Origin of the sequence: Vibrio sp. V19_P1S1T109 (genome assembly GCF_002241375.1) — a bacterium.
GTDB classification, from domain to species: Bacteria; Pseudomonadota; Gammaproteobacteria; order Enterobacterales; family Vibrionaceae; genus Vibrio; species Vibrio anguillarum.
In genome coordinates, this window is record NZ_NDIM01000362.1 from 1 (window position 1) to 8,709 (window position 8,709).

Annotated in this window: 8 protein-coding genes; 5 read left to right on the top strand and 3 right to left on the bottom strand. The window is 39.9% G+C overall.

The annotated features are described in order from the left end of the window. Nucleotides 1-1,141 (top strand): O-antigen ligase family protein (locus tag B9J87_RS16830; RefSeq protein WP_254918153.1); only part of this gene is annotated, 1,141 nt, incomplete at its 5' end. A 34-nt stretch (nt 1,142-1,175) separates the two neighbouring features. Here B9J87_RS16830 and B9J87_RS16835 read toward each other — a convergent pair. From B9J87_RS16835 to rfaD, 3 genes are all read right to left on the bottom strand, one after another. Next, on the bottom strand, nt 1,176-1,736 hold the full coding sequence (locus B9J87_RS16835) for an acyltransferase (RefSeq protein WP_176429557.1): 561 nt from the start codon (nt 1,734-1,736) through the stop codon (nt 1,176-1,178). Nucleotides 1,737-1,799: 63 nt separating this feature from the next. Then, on the bottom strand, nt 1,800-3,569 hold the full coding sequence (locus B9J87_RS16840) for a polysaccharide deacetylase family protein (RefSeq protein WP_094151829.1): 1,770 nt from the start codon (nt 3,567-3,569) through the stop codon (nt 1,800-1,802). A gap of 203 nt (nt 3,570-3,772) precedes the next feature. Beyond that, the gene (gene rfaD / locus B9J87_RS16845; protein WP_094151831.1) at nt 3,773-4,714 is read right to left on the bottom strand and encodes an ADP-glyceromanno-heptose 6-epimerase; all 942 of its coding nucleotides are present in this window, start codon (nt 4,712-4,714) and stop codon (nt 3,773-3,775) included. A gap of 72 nt (nt 4,715-4,786) precedes the next feature. Between rfaD and B9J87_RS16850 the strand changes: the two genes are divergently transcribed. From B9J87_RS16850 to wecC, 4 genes are all read left to right on the top strand, one after another. Then, nucleotides 4,787-4,990: a hypothetical protein gene (locus B9J87_RS16850; protein WP_094151833.1), complete on the top strand. Its 204-nt coding sequence runs from the start codon at nt 4,787-4,789 to the stop codon at nt 4,988-4,990. A 97-nt stretch (nt 4,991-5,087) separates the two neighbouring features. Next, nucleotides 5,088-6,209, top strand: a complete 1,122-nt coding sequence (locus B9J87_RS16855) for an LPS O-antigen chain length determinant protein WzzB (RefSeq protein WP_094151836.1) — start codon at nt 5,088-5,090, stop codon at nt 6,207-6,209. 205 nt (nt 6,210-6,414) lie between these two features. Next, the gene (gene wecB / locus B9J87_RS16860) at nt 6,415-7,539 is read left to right on the top strand and encodes a non-hydrolyzing UDP-N-acetylglucosamine 2-epimerase (RefSeq protein WP_094151838.1); all 1,125 of its coding nucleotides are present in this window, start codon (nt 6,415-6,417) and stop codon (nt 7,537-7,539) included. 18 nt (nt 7,540-7,557) lie between these two features. Next, nucleotides 7,558-8,709, top strand: a 1,152-nt coding sequence (gene wecC, locus B9J87_RS16865) for a UDP-N-acetyl-D-mannosamine dehydrogenase (protein WP_094151840.1), incomplete at its 3' end; no start/stop codon positions are given.

Here is an 8,709-nt window from a genome sequence, read left to right on the forward strand (position 1 = left end):
TGTTCTAATGGTGATATTTAATTTCTCTGATAGTAAGTTTATTCTTTCACGCTTGATACCAATAGTTTCTATTTATTGTCTATTGAGATATCGACATGCAATTAGGGAAAACTGGCATTCAGAGTTAAGAGGTTTTTTTATCTCTGGATTATTGATAATAGTGATTTTCTCTGGCTATCATTTTTTCCGTAGTGATGAATTTTCTTTGCCTAGAACGTTAATTGCAAGTTTGGTTTATTTGCTTTTTGTACCGTGGAATAAAATATCACGCCAGTGGATTTATTATATTGTTGCATTAGCTTCAGTTATTTGCGGGCTGAATGCGTTGTATGAACATTTTGTGATGAACATTGCGCGTGTTGGCATTGCGACAAACCCGATACCTTATGCGTTATACGTCTCTTTTCTTTTGTTGTGTTGCGTTTACTTTGTTTTAAATCAATCAGATAGAACATTAAAAACGCTTGCTAGTATAGGCGGCTTGCTTTCGTTGACAGCCATCATCATGACCGATGTGCGAGGGGTAATTCTCTTTTTACCTGTGGCGATTCTTTATTTGATGATTGTTGCAGTAAAGCCGATCATTAAACATTATATTGTTTTGTGTTTTTCAATATGTGCTATTTCGGTGCTATTTTATGCATTTTTTGAGAAAGAAATTGATACTCGGATTAAACAGACGCAATACGAAATTTCGATGATAGAGAAAGGGAACCATAATACCTCTATCGGTATTCGGTTGGACTTATGGAAGCATGGTTTGGATGTGATTGTTCATGACCCTATTTTTGGTCTTGGGGATGACAGTTTGCAAGACAGCATTTCCGGTATGAAAAATCGTGGTGCAGCTATTCAGCCCCATTTACATAATCAATATTTAGATTCTTTAGCCCGCTATGGGGTGGTGGGAACTCTGGTAATGTTTTTATTTTGTTTTACTTTAATCATTAATTTTACTTGTTCGGGTGTTAAATATATCGGTAATCCACTAGTTAATAGCATGCTTATTATGCTTATGCTTGCAGGTTTAACTGATGTTCCTTTGCACCATACACATCTTATTTATTTACTAACGATCTTATGTGGCTTGTTGATCCGTTTTTCAGAGATAGGAAAGGATAAAAAGTCGCCATCTTTTTAAATAATATTTATTGAATAATGAGTAAACGGTTAGTTTAAAAAGTTAATTCTTCCTGCCAAACTATAGAATCAGCGATAACTCGAGCAGGATTACCCGCTGCTGCTGAGTTATCGGCAACGGAATGTGTTACTGTTGAGTTAATACCAACGATCGAACCATTGCCAATTGACACGCCTTTTAATACAGTGACGTTATCGGCTAACCAAACTCGTGAACCGATATAAATACTTTTAGCTAAATTGATACGCTTCCCATCACGCAATATATCATGGCCATCACTGGTCATTATCTTTACATTACGTGAAAACATACAGTTGTCACCGATAAGAAGTTGAGTATTACGTTCTCGGCAAGAGAAAAAGCAATTCTCCCCTATAACACAATTTGTCCCGATTTCTAAGGTACAGTTTTCACCATTCAACTCAATTGAGACGCCTTTTAAATTAGCACCATCATGAATGATAAGGTGATTGTTTTTACCATTAACGTGAATGTCACAGTAACGGATTCGAGTGTTTTTACCAACCTGAATATGATTGTTCGGTTTAATCCTAATTTTATTACGCAATTTTTCTATAAAAGAGAAACCAGACATATTCAATCCCTTAGTATGAGCTTCGGTTAATAAACTAAAGTTGTTATTATTTGCACGCCATAGTTAGTTTCCTAATTTACGAAACGTATAATTACCGCGAACTTTGCGCCATAGGGCAAACACATCGGTTTTAGGGAATATAGCAATACGTCGTATTTGATATAGATCTTGATGTATTAACAATGGGCCGCTGTTGGTAGCAACCGCAAATTGATAGCCACATTGATGCACGATCTGTTTTGAGAGCGCATCATGATCGCCATAGGGGTATGCAAAAGAAACCAGTTGTTCGCCTAGTAGCTCTTCGAGTTCAAGCTTATTACGTGAGATCTCTTTACGCTGTTCAGATTCACTGAGTTTGCTGAGAAATGGATGAGTTATTGTATGGCCCCCAATTTCAACTAGCCCTGAGTCGTGTAATGTTTTGACTTGCTTGCGAGACATTAAAGGCACTGGTTTTTCTGGGTTGCTCGGTACTTCAACATCCCAACGGTTAAAATCCTCCCCCGTTACTACAAAGACAACCGCTTTAAAACCATATTTTCGTAATAGCGGCAACATCAATTCGTAGTTATCTTGATACCCGTCATCAACCGTTAAGATGATATAGCGCTTGCCTGATTCAAGGCGGTGAATGAGCCCTTTATCCGCTAAATCTTTAAAGGTTAGCGTTTCAACCCCCATTTTTTTCAGCAGTTTGAAGTGCTTTTCAAGCATGTCAATATGCAGATAGGTTCCATGTACGCCTTTTTCACTTTCATCCTTAATAAAGCGATGATACATAATAATCGGCATCTCTTTACGCAGCTTTTCAACATAAACCGTTTGATAAATATCTTCTATTTGATCGACCACATTGGTTAAGCTGTAGCTGTGCTGAATTATCTCACTGACTTGTGGTGAACAGTGTGGCGTTTTTAACCCTTGTTCTACATATTGACTAATTTTTGCAAAATCAATATCGAGATCTTTAGGCCCGATGTCACCGAAGTTGCTTGCCATGGCTGCAGCGATATTATCGTCATCGACAATACCAATTGCATTTGCCTCACCGATTGCCAGAGTAGGCCGTCCACACAACAAAGATTCCATTGCTACTCTGCCAGCCCCAATGACTAAGTCTGATTGAGCAAGTATCGAAACGACATCTTGTGAATAACCAAGAAAGTGAACGTCAGAAGTAAACTTATCAAAACGCGCTTCAATTTTAGAGCCAGATATGACCTGAATATGGTATTTTGCTGAGTCTAAACACTCCTCGAGCAACCGATAACAAAGATCCCCTTTAGGGCCGGTTAATCGACCAATAATACTGACAACAGGTTTGCTATTTTGAGGAGCATTTTGCCAAGCGAATTCTTGCGTTTCAATGCCGTTTCGGCTTACGACGAGCGAGCTTTGTGGAACATTCAATTCAGTCATGAGTTGTTGTTCAATAGCCTCACAAACCGGTAGTGCTTTGTCACCCATGGCGTGAAATTTTTTACGAGAGGCGTGTACAGGCTGACGACCATGTACTGTGGTGACCATAGGCGTATTTGTTAATTTGCAAGCAATGTGACAACTCCAGCTGGAGGCGCGAGAGTGAGCATGCACTAGCTGGATATGGTGTTTCTTAATCAGATAAATAAGATAACCCACATGCCAAAAGCGGCGAGGAATACTGCGTTTATTAAAACGGAGTTTATAAAATAGCCCTTGGTGAGGTTTTGTTAGCGTATCGGAAACATAAAATACCTTATGCCCACGCTTTGTCAGTTCATCGCCAACAGTAGTGGCGTACACCTCCGCCCCAGTGACCTCAAGTTGAGATAAGGCCATTAATATATTCATTAATACTCCACGAGTTAGCAGCCAATGCTTTTTATATGTCTAAGAAACATGATCAATTTTTCATTCCTCCCTCTTCCAATCGTCACTCCATATTAGTCTTCCATTGAGAGGAGAGATCTATTCGTTACTGCCTTTTAGGGAGAGGTGTTTACTAGTTCCTCCCCCTTTTAGGGGGAGGTTAGGAGGGGGGATTACAGCCATCACTACTTATTAATCAACGCCATATACTCAGCCACACCTTCAGCCACCGTCTTAAATTGATGCTGGCAACCTGCGGCGCGCAATTTCGTTAAATCGGCCTCGGTGAACTCTTGGTAAGCACCTTTTAAGTGATCTGGGAATGGAATGGTTTCAACGTCACCTTTACCATGGTGTTTGATAACGGCTTTAGCGACTTCTTGGAAAGATTCTGCGTTGCCGGTACCCAAGTTATAAATACCAGATACACCGCTGTTCATAAACCATAAATTCACAGCCGCAACGTCACCCACATAAACGAAATCACGCTGGAAGGTTTCACTACCTGCAAACAGTTTCGGGTTTTCACCCGCATTCATTTGATTATTTAAATGAAAAGCAACAGAAGCCATTGAGCCTTTGTGCTGTTCGCGCGGGCCATAGACATTGAAGTAACGAAAACCGGTAATTTGGGAAAGAGTTTCACCGTGTGTTTGTGCTTCTTGCCAAATACGGCGCACATAGTTATCAAACTGCTGCTTGGAATAGCCATACACATTCAGCGCACCTTCATACTCTTTTTCTTCAATGAAGGTATCGGTATCGCCATAGGTTGCGGCTGATGAAGCATACAAAAATGGAATGTCGCGCTCTAAGCAGTAGTGCAGTAGCTCTTTAGAATACTCATAGTTATTAAGCATCACATACTTGCCATCCCATTCGGTGGTGGCAGAGCAAGCGCCTTCATGGAATACCGCTTCAATAGGGCCGAAATCCTCACCAGACATGATCTGCACCAAGAAATCGTCTCGGTCTATGTAATCGGCAATGTCCAGATCAACTAGGTTTTTGAATTTACGCCCATTTTTTAAATTATCGACAACAAGAATATCAGTAATGCCTTGTTCATTTAGCGCTTTGATAATGTTGCTGCCAATCATGCCAGCGCCGCCAGTTACGATGATCATAGATTTGTCCTGAATAAATGTTAGCTGCATGGAAGTATAACATTTCAAGAAGTATTAGGAAGAGTGGCATAGATGATGTACCAACTGGTTGTAGAGCGAGCAATTGCTGCTGTTGATATGTCGGTTTCATCACAGTTATTTCGTGTAGTTAAAAAAATGGAGTTTAGATTGGATAAGATAACGGGTCGTAAAAATGACTTCATTCTGAGTGATTTAAGAGCTCGCTATCTGACTATCGCCACTTTGGCTCGATTAAGGTACAATTTCGCCAATTAATGCTGTGACTAACTGTTACACCAAATGAAGTATTATCGTATTGGGGACTATACCCAAGGGCGGTAGCGTGCCTAATTGTTAGAAAAAAGGGAAATTTGTGAATAACCATTACCAGTCATCCAATCAAAATCATCCATATACACAAATTCCAAGTTTTTACGAACAGAATGATGAAATTGATCTCAAAGAGCTTTTTCTTGCTCTTTGGCAAGGAAAGTGGATCATCATTTTAACTACCCTAGTGTTTGCGATAGGCGCGATTGCTTACGCGTTAACGGCACAAGAGTGGTGGAGTAGTAGCGCGAAAATTGCAGTGCCACAAGTTCAAGATTTCACTGAATACCAGTCTCAAGTTAAGCAATACCAACCGATTTTTGACGTTTATCAAGAAGACGGTACGATGTTGGTGAATAACTATTTAGATGGTTTGGTCATGCCTCAACAACTATTTCAGTCATTTGTCATGGCTTTTGAGTCGAATAAAAATAAACGTACTTTTTTAGACAACAATGCGGTTTTTCAAGATTTCAAGAATAAGTTAGATGCCGATGCCGATGAATCTACACGTCGTTTGTATAGTGAATGGTTTAATAAACTAACTGCATCACAACCAGATAAAAGCAATCAAAACATTATTGAGCTAAAGGTTCAGGCAACAACAAAGCTTGATAGTTATAATATGTTACAAAACTATATTACTTATATTAGTGATATTGTGCGTCGCGATGCTTTGCAAAACTTAAATGCAGTTATTACAAGTAAAATAAATGAATTGCTGCAACAAAAAACAGCGCTTTCTTTACAAGCGAAACAAAACCTTGAAGTTGAAATTCAACGCGCTGAGTATGCACTGCAAATAGCGAAAGCAGCAAAGGTTGACACACCTATACAAAACTTAGGTGAGAAAGAAATTTTTCCCATAAATCTAGGAAGTGCAGCTATTGAAGCAAAAATAAATGCGTTAAAAACCATATCAAACCTGAATGTGATTGAGCCGCGTTTACAGCAGGTAGACTCAAAACTAACGCTGATTAATAATACAAAAATAAACCCTGATATAGAGTTTGCTACCTTTCAGTATCTTGATGATGTCCAAATTCCACTGAACAGAGATAAACCCAAACGAGCACTTATTGCAGTGCTAGGGGCGTTGTTGGGCGGAATGTTAGGTGTAGCGATTGTGTTGGTTAGGTTTGCGTTTAGGAAAGAGCCTAAATAAATGATTTTTTTGAGGATCTATTGGGGCGGTTTTCAAAAAGTAAGTAAAATCTAGGTTTTATAAAGGATTGGCGAGAATCGACTGTCTAAAAATGAATAAAAAGCGTCTCAGGCTAGTCTTAGTGTCTGAGATTAAATTAATATAAAATTGCCATTTTTAAGTGGCAAAATATCTTGAACATATCTCTCTTTAAGTTGGTTATATCATGTCAAAGAAAAAGATCCTGACGGTCTTTGGTACGCGTCCAGAAGCCATCAAAATGGCACCTCTGGTTCACGCACTCGCTGAAGATGATCGCTTTGAAGCGAAGTGCTGTGTAACCGCTCAGCACCGTGAAATGCTCGACCAAGTATTAGAGCTTTTTGAAATCAAGCCAGACTATGACTTGGATTTAATGAAAGCAGGGCAAACGCTCAATGATGTGACCGCAGGGATCATTCAATATCTGAAACCAGTATTACAAGAGTTTAAACCCGATGTTGTGCTAGTTCATGGTGATACCGCGACAACATTTGCAGCCAGCCTAGCTGCGTACTATGAGCAAATTGCCGTAGGGCACGTAGAAGCGGGTTTACGAACTGGTAATATATACTCTCCATGGCCAGAGGAGGCTAACCGTCGCTTGACTGGTGTGCTGACCAAGTACCATTTTGCCCCGACTGAAACATCGAAACAAAACCTGCTTAAAGAAAATTTCAATCCAGTTGATATTACGGTTACTGGGAATACTGTTATTGATGCCTTGCTTATGATCAAAGATAAAATTGCAACGGACGAAGACCTAAAAGGTACTCTTGCCGCGCAATTCCCATTTTTAGATGAAACTAAAAAATTAATATTGGTTACAGGGCATCGCCGCGAAAGTTTTGGTGGTGGCTTTGAGCGGATCTGTGAAGCATTGGCTCAAACAGCAAAAGCACACCCTGAAACACAAATTCTTTATCCAATGCACTTGAACCCAAATGTACGAGAGCCGGTTAACCGTATTTTAGGCGCTGTAAATAACATCCATTTGATAGAGCCTCAGCAATATTTACCGTTTATCTATTTGATGAGTCGTGCACATATCATCCTAACTGATTCCGGCGGCATACAAGAGGAAGCCCCTTCATTAGGTAAACCCGTACTTGTTATGCGCGATACCACCGAAAGACCAGAAGCAATCGAAGCGGGCACGGTGAAGTTGGTAGGTACGGATGTTGAAAAGATTGTCGCTAGTTTAAATCAATTATTAACTAATAAGTCAGCTTATCAGGAGATGAGTTTTGCCCATAATCCATATGGTGATGGCGCGGCTTGTCAGCGAATTTTGAACGAATTAGTTAAATAAAATTTTAGGAATAAAATAATGTTATTTGAAACAATTTCAGTTATCGGACTGGGTTATATTGGCTTGCCAACTGCTGCTATGTTTGCATCGCGTAAAAAGAAAGTCATTGGTGTAGATGTTAATCAGCATGCAGTAGATACCATTAATCAGGGTAAAATTCATATCGTAGAACCGGACTTAGATATGATAGTCCACGCTGCCGTGACCGAAGGATACCTGAAAGCGGTAACTAAGCCTGAACCTGCGGATGCGTTTCTTATTGCAGTACCTACGCCTTTTAAACCTTGTACGGACGGAGCTATTCCTGAGCCTGATCTTACTTATATAGAATCAGCTTGTAACGCTATCGCCCCTGTATTGAAAAAAGGTGACTTAGTTATTCTCGAATCAACATCGCCAGTTGGTGCAACTGAACAAGTTGCGCAGTGGCTAGCTGCTGCTCGTTCAGATCTGTCTTTTCCTCAAACAGCTGGAGATGAAGCGGATATTAATGTTGCGCATTGTCCTGAGCGAGTGCTTCCTGGTCATGTTGTTCGCGAACTAGTAGAAAACGACCGTGTGATTGGTGGTATGTCAACCTGTTGTTCAGAGCGTTCTGTAGAGTTGTACAAAACCTTTGTTCTAGGTGAATGTGTTATCACTAACGCACGCACCGCTGAAATGGCAAAATTAACCGAGAATTCATGTCGTGATGTTCAAATAGCATTCGCCAACGAGCTTTCAATTATTTGTGACAAACTGGACATTAATGTTTGGGAACTCATCTCTTTAGCAAACCGTCATCCACGTATTAATATTTTACAGCCTGGGCCTGGTGTTGGTGGGCACTGTATCGCCGTTGACCCTTGGTTTATTGTATCGAAAACACCAGAAGAAGCGCAAATAATCCACACTGCGCGTAAAGTGAATGATGCCAAACCTGAATGGGTTATTAATAAAGTAAAATTGGCTATTGCAGAGTTCTTACAAGCTAATCCGGACAAAACAGCCCGTGAAGTGACGGTTGCTTGTTATGGTTTAGCATTTAAACCAGATATAGATGATCTAAGAGAAAGCCCGGCAATGGAAATTGTAAAATCAATATCGAGTTATCATGCAGGTAAAGTCTTAGCTATAGAACCAAATATTGAATGCTTAAATATAGATAATGTTCAATTATCTACATTAGAT

Bases quoted from the DNA above. Each gene is read 5' to 3' on its own strand.
- rfaD (WP_094151831.1), bottom strand. From the start codon at position 4,714: ATGATCATCGTAACTGGCGGCGCTGGCATGATTGGCAGCAACATTATC.
- wecB (WP_094151838.1), top strand. From the start codon at position 6,415: ATGTCAAAGAAAAAGATCCTGACGGTCTTTGGTACGCGTCCAGAAGCC.
- B9J87_RS16840 (WP_094151829.1), bottom strand. From the start codon at position 3,569: ATGAATATATTAATGGCCTTATCTCAACTTGAGGTCACTGGGGCGGAG.
- B9J87_RS16850 (WP_094151833.1), top strand. From the start codon at position 4,787: ATGATGTACCAACTGGTTGTAGAGCGAGCAATTGCTGCTGTTGATATG.
- B9J87_RS16835 (WP_176429557.1), bottom strand. From the start codon at position 1,736: ATGTCTGGTTTCTCTTTTATAGAAAAATTGCGTAATAAAATTAGGATT.